Below are 15193 nucleotides of genomic sequence, written 5' to 3' on the forward strand. Positions count from 1 at the left end.
AGGACGAAATACTAGGGTTATGCCTGTCCGGGCACAGCGCCCGCCCGGCTGGAAATCGCTCCCGCACAAGGGGCGGATGCCCCCGAAGGTCACCTGGGACGCGCCGAGTGACGCCATCGCTCCCGCGCATGGGTCGGGTGGGGACGCTGGTGGCTGCAAAGAATCGAAAACGGCCATCACCCCCGCCGGCCAACCAACCAACCGGCCAACCAACCAACCGCCACCGCCGGCCAACCAACATTTTTCCAAAGGGGATCATCATCGCCGCCAAGGTCCAAGGCAACACCGTCGGCCTCAAGCCCAGCCAGATGCGGGCGCTGGAGCGCCTGGGCACCCGCCGCTACCCGTCCGTCGGCGGCTACACCCCGGACCAGGCCCGGGAGCTGGCCGCCATCGCCTATGGCATCGGCCGGCAGGTGGGACTGCTCCTCGACCGCAAGGGCCGGCCGGCGCTGATCCTGGTCGGCACGCCCAAGGGCATCCTCATCCCGGAACTCGACCGCGCCCGCCTCGGCGCCGGACGCCTGCGCGGCCTGCGCCTGCTCCATGTGCATCTGACGGACGAAGGCCTCACCGAAGAGGACCTGACGGACATGCTCTTCCTGCGCCTGGACAGCGTGGCCGCCCTGACCGTCAACCAGCTCGCCCAGCCGGTGAAGCTCCACATCGCCCATCTGCTGCCGCCCGGAGCCGGGGACGCGCCCTACGACATCCTGCCGCCCCTGCCCTTCGACAAGGTGGAGGAGGATTTCAACGCCCTGGCCACGGCCCTGGAAGAGGAACTGGCCCGCGAGGGCGGAAAGCTCGCCGCCCCGGGCACGGCTCCGTCCGGACGGGAGAAGGCGGTGCTGGTCAGCGTCGCCAGCAGCCCGCGCCCCGTCCAGGAAGCCTCGCTTGACGAGCTGGCCGCCCTGGCCGACACGGCCGGCCTGGACGTGGCCGAGACCGTGGTGCAGCGGGTGGCGACGGTCAATCCGAAATTCATCCTGGGCAAGGGCAAGCTGGCCGAGATCGAGGTGGCGGCGCTTCGCTGCGGCGCTTCGCTGCTCGTCTTCGACGGCGAGCTGTCCCCGTCCCAGATCCGCAACCTCACCGAGGTGACCCAGCTGCGGGTCATCGACCGCACCCAGCTGATCCTGGACATTTTCGCCCAGCACGCGGCCACGCGTTCGGGCAAGCTCCAAGTGGAGATGGCCCAGCTCAAATACCTGCAACCGCGCCTGGTGCGCCAGGACAGGGCCATGTCGCGGCTTATGGGCGGCATCGGCGGCCGGGGCCCGGGCGAAACCAAGCTCGAGGTGGACCGGCGGCGCATCCGCGAACGCATCGGCCGCATCAAGGACGAGCTCAAAAACCTGCGCAAGCGCCGGGCCGCGGCCCGGGCCGGCCGGGCCAGGGCGGGGCTGCCGATCGTGTCCCTCGTCGGCTACACCAACGCCGGCAAGTCCACGCTTTTAAATACGCTGACCGGCAGCGCCGTGCTGGCCGAGAACCGGCTTTTCGCCACACTGGACCCGACCAGCCGGCGGCTGCGCTTTCCCTGCGACCGCGAGATCATCCTGACCGACACGGTGGGGTTCATCCGCGAACTGCCCAAGGAGCTCAAGGAAGCCTTCCGGGCCACCCTGGAAGAGCTGGAAGCGGCGGACCTGCTCGTGGCCGTGGCCGACGCCTCCCACCCGGAGGTGGAAAACCAGGCCACGGCCGTGGCCGAAATCCTGCGCGAGATGGACCTTGCCGACATCCCCCGGATTTTCGTGCTCAACAAATGGGACGCCGTGCCGAACGACCTCAAGACGACGCTCAAAAACGCCTTCCCCGAGGCCATCACGGTATCGGCCCGCAGCCGCGAAGGGCTCGGCTACCTGACCGACGCCATCCTGTCCAAAGTACGCCCGGGGCCGGGCGTGCGCGATTCCGGCCCCCTGCCCTCCTCCTGCGACGCCCCGGTCGAAGCCTCATAGCAGGCCGGCCAACCAGCCGGCCGGGGCCGCCCCCTGGCCGAAGCGGCTGTCCGGGGCGTTTTTGCGCTCCTGCAGATAAGCCACATGCCGGCCGAGGGCCGTATTCGGGTCCGGGGCCGTCCCCGCCGTCGGCAGGCCCAGGAACCGGGCCGGATTTTCCACGGCGATGCGCCCAAAATCGTCGCCCAGGGCGGTCTTGAAGAAATCCCAATAGTGCCTGGCTGTCGTCGCCAGAAAAATGAGAAAGCTGTCAGTGCCGAACAGGATGTGCCTGCCCCGCGTCTCGTCGGCCAACTGGCCTTTGAGCCAGGCGACATAGGCTTCCTGCTCCTCCGGCGTGCCAAGTGGACCGGACTGGTAGGACACGTCGGCGTAGACCCGGCCGGGGAATCGATCCATGAGCGTGGTGATGAAATCGCGCCAGGACGGATGGGTGTCGCTGGCCGCTTTGCCTTCGGTGTGGTCGCCGAAGTGGGCGAAATCGAAGCGCACGTCGTAGTCCGCGATCACGTCCTGCCAGGCCATGGGCGAGCAATAGGTGCAGTCGTAGCCCGGGCCGCAAAACCCGGCGTCGTTGCAGTGCATGATGATCGGCGCGGCGGCGTCCTGGCAGGCGCGCAGGATCTTCGGGATCATCGGGTCGGTGACGGTGTAGCCGAGGGACGGGTAGAGCTTGACCCCGACGCAGCGCCCCTCGTCGAGGCCGCGCCGCAGGTAGTCCAGGGCGGCGTTGCCGCGCAGGGGATTGATCATCACAAAGGGCAACGCCCGGCCGGGGTAGCGCTCGGCCTGGGCGACCGTTTCCGTGAACTGGGTTTCGTAGAGGGCCAGTTCCTCCGGCGTGGAGTCGCCGTCCACCACGTCCATCATGAGCAGCACGGCCAGGGCGTCGTCCTCCCCCGCCGCTGCCGTCGTATCGGCCATGAGCGCATCCGTCACGTCGTCGATATCCGGCAGACAGCCCCGGCGCAAAAATTCCAGGACGGGATTGCCGGCAAGACCCCACGTCGCCGCGAACACGGCCAGACGGGCCTCGGCGGCATCGCCGAACAGCACCGCCTTGGCCAGCTTGATCGCATCATTGGCTGCCGCCTCGGACAGGTGCCAGGCCATGAGGCGGACTTTGAGATCGGCTTCGGCCGCACGGGTCAGAAACGTCTTGAAGGTGAAGACATGGGCATGGTCGTCAACGCGCATGGCGGACCTCCGGGCTAAAGGGAAAACGGCGATTCGTCTTTCCTATACCAGGAGGTACATGAACCCGGCGCTTTGGCAAGCCCGCGCATGTTACAAATGAAGCCGGGGGGAGGCTGCCGTGGGCTGCCGGACGAAGACCGGCCAATGCTTGCCCTCGTCCCACCGCCAGGCGTCCGCCCCGGGCGTGATGCGGACCCCGCCGACCCATCGCTCTGGCGGCATGAGCGTCAACCAGTCCCTTTCGCCCGAAAGCACCTGCGATCCGATCGGGGTGATCGTCAGGAGACGGCGCTGCCAGGGCTCCGACGCCGTTTCCGGCGAAATGGCGTACGGCGGCTTAAGCGCCTTTCCCATTGCTTCGACGATATGCGCAAACATGATGTCCCCAAGCCAGGGCAGAGGCTCGCGATCCGTCAGAAGGCCATGGAAGAGGTCCCCTATGGTTTGGCTGCCCTGGGCGAGACCGGCGAGAACGAGCTCTTCGGTCAGGCCGAGGCCGTTTTTGACCGAGGGCAGTTCCCGCAAATGACGGCGCAGGGCCGGGGAAAGATCGGGCAGGACGCCGGAGCCCTCGCCCGCGAGAGCGGCGAGCCCTGTCGGATCGGGCGATTGCAGGGCTTTCCAGGCTTTGCGGCCGAGAGCTGTTTGTTGCGCCGATACGGGGTTCCGACCCGCCCATAAAAGCCGTAGCCCTTCCGGCGGCAATTGGCCGAGACCGAGGAAGCGGCGCGATCCGGGAAACCGGTTTACCGAAACCAGATCCAAAAGAGGCGGTCGATGCGCCGCGAACAAGGAAAGGCAGCGGATCAAAATGAGCTGGTCGAAGCTGTCGTGCTCGAACCACAACACGACGCGTTCGTAGTCGCGGGGGGCGGCGGTGAGCCGGTCCTCCTCACGCCTGAGGCGCGCCGCGCATTGGGACAGGTCAATGCCGAGATGGTCCCCGTAGCTTTGCGCCAAAAAACGGGCCCGCTCGAGAAGCCGCTCCGGGTCGTCGGGCTCCCCGGTCACCGGGCCCTGGCAAAAGGGATTGGCGTACTCCAGGTAATCCCCGGTGAAACCGGCCTGGCGGAGCCCTTCGGCAATGTCGCCGCCGCAGCGGATATGCAGCGTTTTGGGACCGTGGTCGGGCGCGTCGCGTATGCCCATGGCCGCCCGTTCCCTTGCCATGGCGGCGAGGTGCTCTTTGAGCTGCGGCCAACCGCCGAGCCCGAGTTCGCGGGCGATCACCCGCTGGGCGTCCGCAAGCTTGAACGCTTGCACGGCGGCGAGAGGCGCTTTGCCCGCGCCGGCCAGGCACTTTGCAATGCGGGCAAGGGCAGCGGGGTCGCCACTTTTTACCGCCCGGCAAAGGTCCTTGGCGCGTTTGCGCTGTTGTTCGAGATTGAGTTGAAAAGCCTTTCGGGTCCGGTCGAGCGATTGCGGCATGGAGGACTCCCTTTTTCGTTGTCTGTGCCCGCTGCAGACAAAAAAGGGAGGGACGGATCGGGGATACGATCAGTATGTCGTGGGCGCAGCCCTTTCCGCGGACATGGATGCTCCGACAAAGCGGATCATCCGCTACCAGGAGCGAACCTTGACCGTCAAGTCGCGGCCCCCCTCACGGCAGAGGAACGATGCGGGCTCCTATGTCGCTGGTCTTGCCGAAAAAGACCGACGAGAGCACAAGAATGTCCGCTCCGGTCGCGGCGTATTCCGCGGTGTTGGCCTCGTTGACGCCTCCGGCGGCGGCGATCAGTATCGCCGGATTTATGGCGCGCACCTTGCCGATCAGTTCGATGAGGCCGGCGCTGGTCATCTTGTCGACCTGGATGATGTCGAAGCCGGCATTTGCCGCGGACACCGCCCCGGCTTCGTCCTCGACCTCGATGGCCAGCTTCATGCTCGGCGCTTCGACCCGAAGCCGCTTGATGTCCGCGCACAGGCTTTCCAGACCGCCCAGGAAGGCCATGTGGTGCTTGAAAATCAAAATGGACTCGGACAACCCCAGGCGGTGCGGGCGCGCGCCGGCGCATTCCACCGCCTTGATCGCCAGTTTTTTCGTCCCCGGAAAGGACTTGCGGGTCGGGGCGATCGAGATGTCCGGATTGATCTTCTTCGCGATGTCGACGATTCTTCGGGTGCGCGTGGCGATGCCCGACACGTATTCGAGGAGGTTTAAAGCCAGACGCCAGCCCGCGTGCAGCGCGGCGGCGGTGCCCTGCGCTTCGAGAAAGACGACGCCTTCCGGGAGATATTCCCCGCTCGGCTTGGCCAGCCGTATTTCGGCTCCGAATTTCTGCAATATCCCGGCGGCCTCTTCGGTGGCGCACAGCACCGTGGGCTCCCGCGTCGAAAAAACGATTTTTCCCGGCTTGTGCCCGATGCCGAGTATCTTCGTCGTCAGGTCGCCGTAAGGGACATCCTCTTCCATCAATCGTTCGAGCAATTGGTCGGATACCGGCAGCGCCATGTTGTGTCCTCCTTCGTATGCGGTTTGGTCCGGGCGGGAATACGGCCGACAGGGCCACGGGACGCAGGGGCGTAAGGGGCCCCGCGCCCTTTCCTAGTGCAAGCGTTCCTTGACGAAATCGCGCACGTTCGCCCAATATTCCGGGGTATCCACGATGTTGCCGTGGGTCGCGCCGTCGATGACGCGTACCTCCTTGGGGCCTTTCCAGGCCGCGGCCAGACGTTCGGCATGGACGGGCGGAACAAAGGTGTCCTCTCCGGCCACGAGGAAAAGCGTGGGAGCGCGCACCTTGGCCGCGTCCGGCAGCACGTTGAACGGGTATTTCATGAGCAGCCGCACCGGCGCGAAGGGGTGGGACTGCTGGCCCACGGACACCAACGAATCGAAGGGCGTGACCAGGATCACCCCGGCCACCGGACGCCGCGCCGCCACCCAGGCGGCCAGGGCCGTGCCCAGGCTTCGGCCCATGACCAGGATCCGGGGATTGTCGCCAAGCTTTTTGGCCAGGGCATCGTACACGGCCAGGGCGTCGGACTTGAGAGCCTTTTCCGTTGATTTCCCGGCCGAATGGCCGTAGCCCCGGTAGTCCACGCCGGCCACGCCGTAGGGCTGCAACTCGTTTGGAGACCACAGGAAAAATCCGGACTGCTGCTCGGCGTTGCCGCAAAAATACAGCACAGCCGGAGCCGGTTGGCCGTCCCGCGTACGAGGCAGATAATAACCCGTCAGCTTCGTACCGTCGGCGGCCGTGACGTCGAAAGGCTGCAACCCGGCGTAGTAGCGGCCGAGTTCCTGTTCCCGGGCCGCATCGGCCGCCCGGCCGGGAAAGACCATGCCGTCCTGGGCGATATACATGGAGACGAGGTAACCGCAGTAGGCCAGGCCCAGGGCCGTAAGAACGAAGGCGACAACTTTCATGGCGTGTGACGTTTCTCTCCCGAAAAGAGGATTGTATGTCGTATAGCGGAGAACATGCCGGTGCCCCCGAGACGGTGTGGCGCGCGGCCGTGGGCCAGACCCTGCCCATCGCCCTGGGATACATTCCGGTTGGTATGGCCTATGGGGTGCTCGCCGGCAAGGCCGGACTTGACGCGATAAACGTCCTGGCCATGTCGCTTCTGGTCTACGCCGGCTCGGCCCAGCTCGTGGCGGTAGGACTTTTCGCGGCCGGGGCCTCGGGACTTTCCATCGTCATCACCACCCTGGCCGTCAATTTGCGCCACGTACTCTTTTCGGCGGCCATGGCCCCGCTTTTATCCGGCTGGCGCAAGCGGGAGCTGGCCGCTTTTTCCTTCGAGCTGACCGACGAAAGCTTCGCCCTGCACGCGGCGCGCTTCGGCCGGGGCGATACGGACAAGAAACGCACCCTGGCCATCAACGTGCTGGCCCAGTCCGCCTGGGTCCTCGGCACGGCGCTCGGCGTGATCGTCGGCGACGCGCTTGGCGACGGCCGGGCCTTCGCCCTGGACTTCGCGCTGCCCGGGATGTTCGTGGCGCTTCTGGCCGGCCAGCTCAAGGGGCTTTCCCATGTGGCGGCGGCCCTGGCCGGGGCGGGATTTTCGCTTGTGGCAGCCCTTCACGGGGCTTCGGGATTCGGAACACTCGCGGCAGGACTCGCCGGCGCGGCTTGCGGCACGGCGGTGGCGGCATGGACGGACAAATAGGCATCTTCTGCATCATCTGCGCCATGGCGGCGGTGACCTACGCCACACGCTGCGCGCCGCTGCTCGTCCTCTCCGGGCGCACGCTGCCGGCCCCGGTCATCCGTTTTCTCTCCCACGTGCCGGCGGCGGTGCTGGCGGCGCTCGCCGCGCCGGCCCTCTTCCTCCAGGAAAACCACCTCCAACTGGGCCTGGAAAACCTGACTCTGTGGGCGGGACTGGCCGCCCTGGCCCTGGCCATCAAAACGCGCGGTTTCTTCGGACCGGTGGCCCTCGGCATGGCCATCGTCGCGGTGGGGAGATTATTTTAGGAAGGGGGGGGATATGCGGGGCAGGTTGCCGTCCGCGTCAAGCCCGGCGGGGTCCATGATCCAGATCACGGCCCTGCCGTCGTAGGGATAGGGGGCCCTGACGAAACGGCCCGGGCCCTGGGGACGCTCGAGCAGGGACCAGCCCCGGCCGGCAGGTCATCGGGTCGTTGGTCTCGAACCTGCATTGTGGCGCTCCTTGTGCGTGGTCGTGGGCATGACCGCCCTGCGCACCAACCGGCTGCGGACCGTTATGCTTCCCGAAGCGGCCCATTGCGTCCGCCTCGACAGGGCCGAACTCGGCCTGGAGGCCCTGCTCCGTGCAACCATCGCGCTGCGCATGGAGCGAGACCTATCATGAAGCCGCTGCAACGCGGCTCGCGGGCGATGTCGCTGCATCGGAACATGTCGTCGGATCGCCGCATATCCCGGACGGCGTGGCCCAATGCGGCGCATACAAGGAAAATAACGCCGGCCCGCGCGGGAGGTAGCCCGCCGGCAGGCAGCGGTGCGGCAAGGCAGCGTCCGTCGGCAACATAGTAACAGGCCGGTCGACAGGGGCACAGGGAAAGCAGCCACGGCCCCGCCTGGTCGCGGATAAAATGGCCCGGGACGCTTCACGGCGGACACCTCGGCGATACTTCATCGAAAGACCTGAATTTTCCATACCCCGTCTTGACGATAACACATATACGTTGTTATCGAAATATACCCTCAGACCGTGACCGTTTTTTGTCCTCCCCGGAAAACGGGTTGCTCGGGGAGTGGCGAGACGGCATCTGTTCGGCGACACCGGGACATTCCAGACAACCCTGCCTTCGAGGCCATAGGTCCTGCATCGATGTACGTAACCCTCACCAGGCTCTGGCTGTGCGCGGCATTTTTCCTGGCGCTCTGCCTTTGCGGCTGCATGAAGCTCGGCCCCGACTTCAAGCGCCCCGACGCAACGGTCTACGACACCTGGACCGAGGGTGACGCCGCCGTCAAACAGGGGCTTGCCGTGCAAAAGGAATGGTGGGACGTCTTCGGCGACCCGGAGCTGTCCAAACTCGTCCGGACCGCCTTCGACCAGAACCTGCCCCTGCGCGTGGCCGGGCTGCGGGTCATCCAGGGCCGGGCCCAACTCGGCATCGCCGTGGGCGAACTCTATCCGCAATCCCAGGCCGCCTCCGGCAGCTACGCCTACTCCCGGGAAAGCCACCTCGGCCCCAGCTGGCCCCAGCCGAGCACCGAATCCAAGTCCACCTCGCCCGACCAGATCTGGCAGAACACCGTGGCCTTAAGCGCCGCCTGGGAGCTGGACTTCTGGGGCAAGTACCGCCGTGGCATCGAATCGGCCGACGCCGCCATGCGCGCCTCCGCCGCCGATTACGACAATGCCCTGGTGAGCCTGGCCGGCGACGTGGCCCGGACCTACCTGGATTTGCGCGTCAATCAGGCGCAGCTGCAAATCGCCCGGGAAAACGTGGTCCTGGAAACGGAAGGCCTCAAGATCGCCGAGGCCCGCTTTCGCTACGGGGCCACCAGCGAACGCGACGTGCAGCAGGCCAAAACCATGCTGCTCTCGACAGAAGCCACCATCCCCGGGTTTCAAAGCGCCATCAAGAAAAACCGGCACGCCCTGTCCGTGCTGCTCGGCCTGCCCCCGGACAAGGCCCCGGAGGGCCTCGGCGACTCCAAGGGCATCCCCGCCCCGCCCTGGGAAATCGCCGTGGGCGTGCCGGCCGACCTGCTGCGCCGGCGTCCGGACGTGCGCGCGGCCGAGTACGCGGCCATGGCCCAATGCGCCCAGATCGGCGTGGCCAAGGCCGATCTGTTCCCCTCGTTTTCGCTGACCGGCAGCATCGGTTTCCTGGCCAGCAACATCGGCGTGTTCAAGCTGTCCGACCTGCTTTCCAACAACGGCTTCACGGCCCAGTTCTCGCCCCAGTTCGGCTGGAATCTTTTCAACTACGGCCGCATCATCGACAATGTGCGGGTGCAGGACGCCAAGTTCCAGGCCCTGCTCATCCAGTACCGGCAGACCGTGCTGACCGCCCTGCGCGAGGTGGAGGACGCCCTGGCCGCCTACATCGGCGCCAGCGCCCAGGTGGTGTCCCTGGCCAAGGCGGCCGATGCGGCCAAGCGCTCGGCCGAGCTGGCCTTTATCCAGTACAGCGAAGGCAAGACCGACTACACCACCGTGCTGGTGGCCCAGCAGCAGCTGCTCAAGCAGCAGGATGACCTCGTGCAGATGCAGGGGCAGGTCGTGCTCTCCCTGGTCAGCCTCTACCGGGCCCTTGGCGGCGGCTGGCAGGTGCGCCAAGGCCTGCCCTACGTGCCCGAGGCCGTGCGCCACGAGATGGAAAAGCGCACCTGGTGGGGCCGGCAGATACGGGAAGATCCGGCCAAGATCACAGACCCGAAAAAGCGCAACATGCTCTGGTATGCGCCGGACATGTAGTGAATCCTAACCATCACCGCGGTGGACTGCCCATGCCCATGCACCACAAACGAATCGTTCCGGCCCTGGTCGCCCTGGTCGCTGTCGTGGCCACGCTTTTTTCCCTTGCCAGCTGCAAGGGCGGCAACGAATACGTGGCGCCGCCCCCGCCCAAGGTCAAGGTGGCCCCGCCCGAGCGCCGAAAGGTTACGGAATACTTGCAGTTCACCGGCAACACCCAGGCCGTCAATTCCGTCGATCTGCGCGCCCGCATCGAGGGCTTCCTGGTCAAGCAGGCCTATACGGACGGCGCCTTCGTCAAAAAAGGGCAACTGCTGTTCGTCATCCAGCCCGAGCCCTACGAAGCCAAGGTCCTGGAGGCCAAGGCCGGGCTGCAAAGCCAGCTGGCCGGACTCCATCAGGCCGAAATCGAGTACGTGCGGGCCAAAAACCTGCTGCGCGAAAAGGCCGGCCCGGACACGGACGTGGTCAAATGGGACGCCCAGCGCGAGCAGTATAAGGCCGGCGTGGAAAACGCCAAGGCGCAAATCGAGCTGGCCGAGATAAACCTCTCCTACACCCGGGTCACGGCGCCCTTTAACGGCCGGGTCAGCCGGCGCGATGTGGACGTGGGCAACCTGGTCGGCGGCGGGGAAAAGACCCTGCTCGCCACCATCATCAGCTACGACCCCATGTACGTCTACTTCACCATGGGCGAACGCGACATGCTGCGCTTGCAAGCCAGCCGCAACGAGAAGGTCGCGCCGGGCAGCCACGTCAACATTCCCCTGGAAATGGGTTTCAGCGGCTCGACCGACTATCCCTACAAAGGCGCGATGGACTACTATGGCCTCGGCATCGACCCCAAGACCGGCACCATTTTGCTGCGCGGCGAGCTGCCCAATCCCAACGGCAAGATCGCCCCGGGCCTTTTCGCCCGGGTGCGCATTCCGCTTCAGGAACGCGAGGCTCTGCTCGTGCCGGATACAGCCGTCGGCCAGGACCAGCTCGGCCGGTTCGTCCTGCTCTTAAACGACAAGAACGTGGTCGAACAACGGCCCGTGACCATCGGCTTTTCCGTAAACGACATGCTCGTGGTGGAAAAGGGCCTGACCGGCAACGAGCGGGTCATCGTCAGCGACCTGCAACGGGTCCGGGCGGGCGGCAAGGCCGAGCCGATGCCGGACGCGCCCAAATCGCCCCAGGCCGCGCCCGACGCGGCCAAGACGCCGCCCGCCGGGGCCAAAAAATAAGGGCCGCGCGCCATGTTCTCCAAATTCTTCATCGAACGGCCGGTCCTGGCCAACGTGCTCGCCGTGCTGATCATGCTGCTCGGCGTGGTCACGCTGCTCGGGCTGCCCGTGGCCCAGTACCCGAACATCACGCCGTCGACGGTCCAGGTCACGACCAGCTTTCCCGGCGCCAGTCCGCAGGTGATCATCGATTCCGTGGCCGCGCCCATCGAGCAGCAGGTCAACGGCGTGGAAAACATGCTCTACATGAGCTCCAACAGCGCCTCGGACGGCTCCTACACCCTGACCGTGACCTTCGAGGTGGGCACCGACGTGGACATGGCCACCGTGCTCGTCCAGAACCGCGTCAATCAGGCCCTGGCCCGCCTGCCCCAGCAGGTGCAGGCCCAGGGCGTCACGGTGCAGAAGAAGTCCACGGCCATCCTGATGTGCGTCACCCTGGAGTCGCCGGACAACACCTACGACAGCCTGTTCCTGTCCAACTACGGCTACCTGCGCGTGCGCGACGAACTCTCGCGCATCCCCGGCGTGGGCTCGGTCACGGTCAACGGCAGCGACGAATACGGCATGCGCATCTGGCTCGACCCGGACAAGGTCAAGACCTACGGGCTCACGGCCCAGGACGTGGTCAACGCCGTCTCCCAGCAGAACGTCCAGGTAGCCGCCGGCCAGATCGGCCAGCAGCCCGCCCCCAAGGACATGCACTTCCAGTACATGATCCAGACCCAGGGCCGCCTGGAGGACGCCGAACAGTTCGGAAACATCATCCTCAAGACCGACTTCAACCAGACCGGGCAGGTCCTGCGCTTAAAAGACGTGGCCCGGGTGGAGCTCGGCAGCAAGACCTACGACCTGTTCGCCGAAAAGGACGGCAAGCCGGCCAGCATCATCGCCATCTACCTGCTGCCCGGGGCCAACGCCCTGCAGACGGCCGACCTCATCAAGTCGACCATGAAGAAAATCGCGGCGGATTTCCCGCCCGGGCTCGTCTACAACATTCCTTTCGACACCACGCGCTTCGTCAAGCAGTCCATCCACGACGTCTACAAGACCCTTATCGAGGCCGGCATCCTGGTGCTTCTGGTCATCATGCTCTTTCTCCAGGATTTCAAGGCCATGCTCGTGCCGGCCACCACCGTGCCGGTCACCATCCTCGGCGCGTTCATCGCCATGGCCATGCTGGGATTCTCCGTCAACCTGGTGACCCTTTTCGGCATCATCCTGGCCATCGGCATCGTGGTGGACGACGCCATCATCATCGTGGAAGGCACGGCCCACCATATCGAACAGGGGAGCACCCCCCACGACGCGGCGATTCTCACCATGAAGGAGCTCTTCGGCCCGATCATCGGCATCACCCTGGTGCTGATCTCGGTCTTTTTGCCGGCCTCGTTCATGCCCGGCATCACCGGCCAGCTCTACCGCCAGTTCTCGCTGGTCATCGCCGCGACGGCCGTCATCAGCGCGCTCAACGCCGCGACCCTCAAGCCCACCCAGTGCGCCCTGTGGATGAAGCCGCACACCAAGGAGCCCAACGCCTTCTTCCGGGGATTCAACGCCGTCTACCAGCGCTGTGAAAACGTCTACGCCGCCATCGTCGGCTTCATGGTCCACCACGCCAAGACGGCCATGATCGGCTACGTCGTCCTCATCGCGGTGACGTTTATCGGCTTCTCCTCCCTGCCCACCGGCTTTTTGCCGGAAGAGGACCAGGGCTACGCCATCGTGAGCGTCCAGCTGCCGCCGGCGGCGTCGCTTTCGCGCACGGCCGCGGTCATCAAGCAGATCGACGGATTCCTGAAGGACGCGCCCGGCGTGGCCGACTGGATCACCTTCGGCGGCATGTCCATCCTCGATTCCCTGAACCAGCCCAACATGGCCGCCGTCTTCGTCACCTACACCGACTGGGACAAACGGCCCAAGGGCGTGGACCAGACCACCATCGTCCGCTACCTCCAGGCGCGGCTGGCCACGCTCCAGGACGCCGTGGCCTTCGTCATGATCCCGCCGGCCATCCAGGGCCTTGGGCAGGCCGGCGGCTTCCAGATGATGGTGGAGGACCGGGGCAACCTCGGGCCCGTGGCCCTGCAAAACGCCTGTTACGGGCTGATCGGCGTCGGGCGCACCCAGACCGGGCTCACCCCGCTCAACGTCACCTACAACGCGTCGACGCCCCAGATTTACGCCGACATCGACCGCACCCAGGTCCAGTACAAGGGCGTGACGTTCAATAACCTCTTCAGCACCCTGTCGACCTACATGGGCTCGACCTACATCAACGACTTCAACAAATTCGGCCGGGTCTATCAGGTCCGGGCCCAGGCCGAGCCGCGTTTCCGGCTCAAGGCCGAGGACGTGATGCAGCTCGAGGTCCGCAACAACAAGGGCGAGATGATGCCCCTATCGGCGGTCACCACCATCAAGGACATCCTGGGGCCCACGGTGCTGACCCGCTACAACCTCTACACCGCGGCCTCGGTCTACGGTTCCGCCGCCACGGGCTTCAGCTCCGGCCAGGCGCTCACCCTCATGGAGCAGATGGCCAAGGCCAACCTGCCCACGTCCATGGCCACCGAGTGGACCAACATGTCGTACCAGGAGAAAAAAGTCGGCAACCAGGCCTACCTGATCTTCGCCCTGGCCGTGGTGCTGGTCTACCTGGTCCTGGCGGCCCAGTACGAAAGCTGGTGCACGCCGACGGCCGTCATCCTGGTCGTGCCGCTGGCCCTGCTCGGCACCATGGTGGCGCTGATGATCCGGCACATGGACAACAACGTCTACACGCAAATCGGCGTGGTGCTCCTCATCGCCCTGGCCAGCAAAAACGCCATCCTGATCGTGGAATTCGCCCGTGAACGGCGCGCCCGGGGCATGGACATCGCCCAGGCGGCGGTGGAAGCGGCGCGATTGCGCTTTCGCCCCATCATCATGACCTCGTTCGCCTTCATCCTCGGCGTGGTGCCGCTGCTGACCGCCTCGGGAGCCGGCGCGGCCAGCCAGCGGGCCGTGGGCACGGCGGTCTTCGGCGGCATGCTCGCCTCCACCATCCTGGCCGTGCTGGTCGTGCCGGTCTTTTACGTGCTGGTGCAGGGCTTCGCGGAACGGGTGCTCGGCGTGGACAAGCCCAAGGTCGCGCAAGGGGCGGACCAGGACACGCCCAAGGAGCCCGGAACACGCTGACGCGGCGTCAGGCCTCCAGCGCGTCGGCCACGGCCTCGGCCACGAGCTGGGAGGAATACCAGTTCTGGCCGGTGATGAGCCGGCCGTCGCGGACCACGAACCCCTGATTGACGCCGTAGCAGCAATAGCGCGCCCCCCGGGAGACAAGGCTGTCCTCGAGGACATAGGGGATGTCCATGAGCACGCCGAAGGTCACCTCCTCGGCCCGGGAAAAACCCGTCACCTTGCGACCCTTGATCAGGAAGTCGCCCGAAGAGTCCTTGAGATTGAGCAACCCGGCCGGGCCGTGGCACATGCCCGAGACAACGCCGCCCCGGGACCAGATGTTTTCGGCGATGGCGATCAGGGACGGATCGTCGGGAAAATCGTAGAGCCCGCCATGGCCGCCGGTATAAAAGATGGCGTCGTATTTGGCGGCGTCCACCGTGTCCGGCCGGGGCGCGGCCAGGATGCGGTCCATGGCCTGCCGGTCCATGAGAAGCCGTATCTGGGCCGGGTCGTTGAAGTCGGTCTGGGCCAGCACCGGGCCGTCCGGCCCCGGGGTGGTGAAATCCAGCTCGATGCCCCGTTCGACCATGACATAATAGGGATGCACCAGCTCCGGAAAATAACAGCCGGCGGGCTTGCCGCCGCCCATGGCGGCATGGCCGGAGAGCACGAACAGGATACGCTTGACCATGACAAATCTCCTAAGGATGCGGGAGAGGAAGATGCGAGAGGGGAAACCCTTTTGCAAAGGGTTCTCCCCTCTCGCGC

Annotated in this window: 12 protein-coding genes; 7 read left to right on the top strand and 5 right to left on the bottom strand. The window is 65.7% G+C overall.

Going from position 1 to position 15193, the window contains the following annotated elements; genetic code table 11:
* Positions 1-308: 308 nt before the first annotated feature.
* On the top strand, positions 309-1964 hold the full coding sequence (gene hflX / locus ACMZ6R_RS04390; RefSeq protein WP_416109742.1) for a GTPase HflX: 1656 nt from the start codon (positions 309-311) through the stop codon (positions 1962-1964).
* Here the strand turns inward: hflX and ACMZ6R_RS04395 are convergent.
* The 4 genes from ACMZ6R_RS04395 to ACMZ6R_RS04410 all read right to left on the bottom strand — a co-directional run bounded on the left by ACMZ6R_RS04395 (position 1959) and on the right by ACMZ6R_RS04410 (position 6531).
* Positions 1959-3161 carry an amidohydrolase family protein gene (locus ACMZ6R_RS04395; protein WP_416109666.1) on the bottom strand — a complete coding sequence of 401 codons (1203 nt, stop codon included), beginning with the start codon at positions 3159-3161 and terminating at the stop codon, positions 1959-1961. The two genes, hflX and ACMZ6R_RS04395, sit on opposite strands and share 6 nt — an antisense overlap.
* 90 nt (positions 3162-3251) lie before the next feature.
* Complete coding sequence (locus ACMZ6R_RS04400) at positions 3252-4589, bottom strand: DUF1835 domain-containing protein (RefSeq protein ID WP_416109667.1); 1338 nt, start codon at positions 4587-4589, stop codon at positions 3252-3254.
* Between the two features lie 172 nt (positions 4590-4761).
* Positions 4762-5613, bottom strand: coding sequence for a ModD protein (gene modD / locus ACMZ6R_RS04405; RefSeq protein WP_416109668.1), 852 nt, complete (start codon positions 5611-5613; stop codon positions 4762-4764).
* A gap of 93 nt (positions 5614-5706) precedes the next feature.
* Complete coding sequence (locus ACMZ6R_RS04410) at positions 5707-6531, bottom strand: alpha/beta hydrolase (RefSeq protein ID WP_416109669.1); 825 nt, start codon at positions 6529-6531, stop codon at positions 5707-5709.
* Positions 6532-6566: 35 nt separating this feature from the next.
* Here ACMZ6R_RS04410 and ACMZ6R_RS04415 point away from each other — a divergent pair, with 35 nt between their 5' ends.
* From ACMZ6R_RS04415 to ACMZ6R_RS04440, 6 genes are all read left to right on the top strand, one after another.
* On the top strand, positions 6567-7277 hold the full coding sequence (locus ACMZ6R_RS04415) for an AzlC family ABC transporter permease (RefSeq protein ID WP_416109670.1): 711 nt from the start codon (positions 6567-6569) through the stop codon (positions 7275-7277).
* Entirely contained in the window at positions 7262-7585 is a 324-nt protein-coding gene (locus ACMZ6R_RS04420) for an AzlD domain-containing protein (protein WP_416109671.1), read from the top strand. Before ACMZ6R_RS04415 ends, ACMZ6R_RS04420 begins: the two co-directional genes overlap by 16 nt.
* Before the next feature lie 184 nt (positions 7586-7769).
* Entirely contained in the window at positions 7770-7943 is a 174-nt protein-coding gene (locus ACMZ6R_RS04425) for a hypothetical protein (protein WP_416109672.1), read from the top strand.
* Between the two features lie 480 nt (positions 7944-8423).
* The gene (locus tag ACMZ6R_RS04430; protein WP_416109673.1) at positions 8424-10025 is read left to right on the top strand and encodes an efflux transporter outer membrane subunit; all 1602 of its coding nucleotides are present in this window, start codon (positions 8424-8426) and stop codon (positions 10023-10025) included.
* 38 nt (positions 10026-10063) lie between these two features.
* On the top strand, positions 10064-11257 hold the full coding sequence (locus tag ACMZ6R_RS04435) for an efflux RND transporter periplasmic adaptor subunit (RefSeq protein ID WP_416109674.1): 1194 nt from the start codon (positions 10064-10066) through the stop codon (positions 11255-11257).
* Between the two features lie 12 nt (positions 11258-11269).
* Complete coding sequence (locus ACMZ6R_RS04440) at positions 11270-14437, top strand: efflux RND transporter permease subunit (protein ID WP_416109675.1); 3168 nt, start codon at positions 11270-11272, stop codon at positions 14435-14437.
* A 7-nt stretch (positions 14438-14444) separates the two neighbouring features.
* On the opposite strand, the gene ACMZ6R_RS04445 is transcribed toward ACMZ6R_RS04440, so the two are convergent.
* Positions 14445-15116 (bottom strand): type 1 glutamine amidotransferase domain-containing protein, encoded by a 672-nt coding sequence (locus ACMZ6R_RS04445; RefSeq protein WP_416109676.1) that lies wholly within the window; start codon positions 15114-15116, stop codon positions 14445-14447.
* Positions 15117-15193 lie beyond the last annotated feature (77 nt).

Origin of the sequence: Solidesulfovibrio sp. C21, assembly GCF_047785625.1 — a bacterium.
Lineage (GTDB): Bacteria > Desulfobacterota > Desulfovibrionia > Desulfovibrionales > Desulfovibrionaceae > Solidesulfovibrio.

Excerpts from the sequence above, each read along its gene's own strand:
- ACMZ6R_RS04400 (WP_416109667.1), bottom strand. The coding sequence starts at position 4,589 with ATGCCGCAATCGCTCGACCGGACCCGAAAGGCTTTTCAACTCAATCTC.
- ACMZ6R_RS04415 (WP_416109670.1), top strand. The coding sequence starts at position 6,567 with ATGTCGTATAGCGGAGAACATGCCGGTGCCCCCGAGACGGTGTGGCGC.
- ACMZ6R_RS04435 (WP_416109674.1), top strand. The coding sequence starts at position 10,064 with ATGCACCACAAACGAATCGTTCCGGCCCTGGTCGCCCTGGTCGCTGTC.
- ACMZ6R_RS04430 (WP_416109673.1), top strand. The coding sequence starts at position 8,424 with ATGTACGTAACCCTCACCAGGCTCTGGCTGTGCGCGGCATTTTTCCTG.
- ACMZ6R_RS04445 (WP_416109676.1), bottom strand. The coding sequence starts at position 15,116 with ATGGTCAAGCGTATCCTGTTCGTGCTCTCCGGCCATGCCGCCATGGGC.
- hflX (WP_416109742.1), top strand. The coding sequence starts at position 309 with ATGCGGGCGCTGGAGCGCCTGGGCACCCGCCGCTACCCGTCCGTCGGC.
- modD (WP_416109668.1), bottom strand. The coding sequence starts at position 5,613 with ATGGCGCTGCCGGTATCCGACCAATTGCTCGAACGATTGATGGAAGAG.
- ACMZ6R_RS04395 (WP_416109666.1), bottom strand. The coding sequence starts at position 3,161 with ATGCGCGTTGACGACCATGCCCATGTCTTCACCTTCAAGACGTTTCTG.
- ACMZ6R_RS04440 (WP_416109675.1), top strand. The coding sequence starts at position 11,270 with ATGTTCTCCAAATTCTTCATCGAACGGCCGGTCCTGGCCAACGTGCTC.
- ACMZ6R_RS04410 (WP_416109669.1), bottom strand. The coding sequence starts at position 6,531 with ATGAAAGTTGTCGCCTTCGTTCTTACGGCCCTGGGCCTGGCCTACTGC.
- ACMZ6R_RS04420 (WP_416109671.1), top strand. The coding sequence starts at position 7,262 with ATGGACGGACAAATAGGCATCTTCTGCATCATCTGCGCCATGGCGGCG.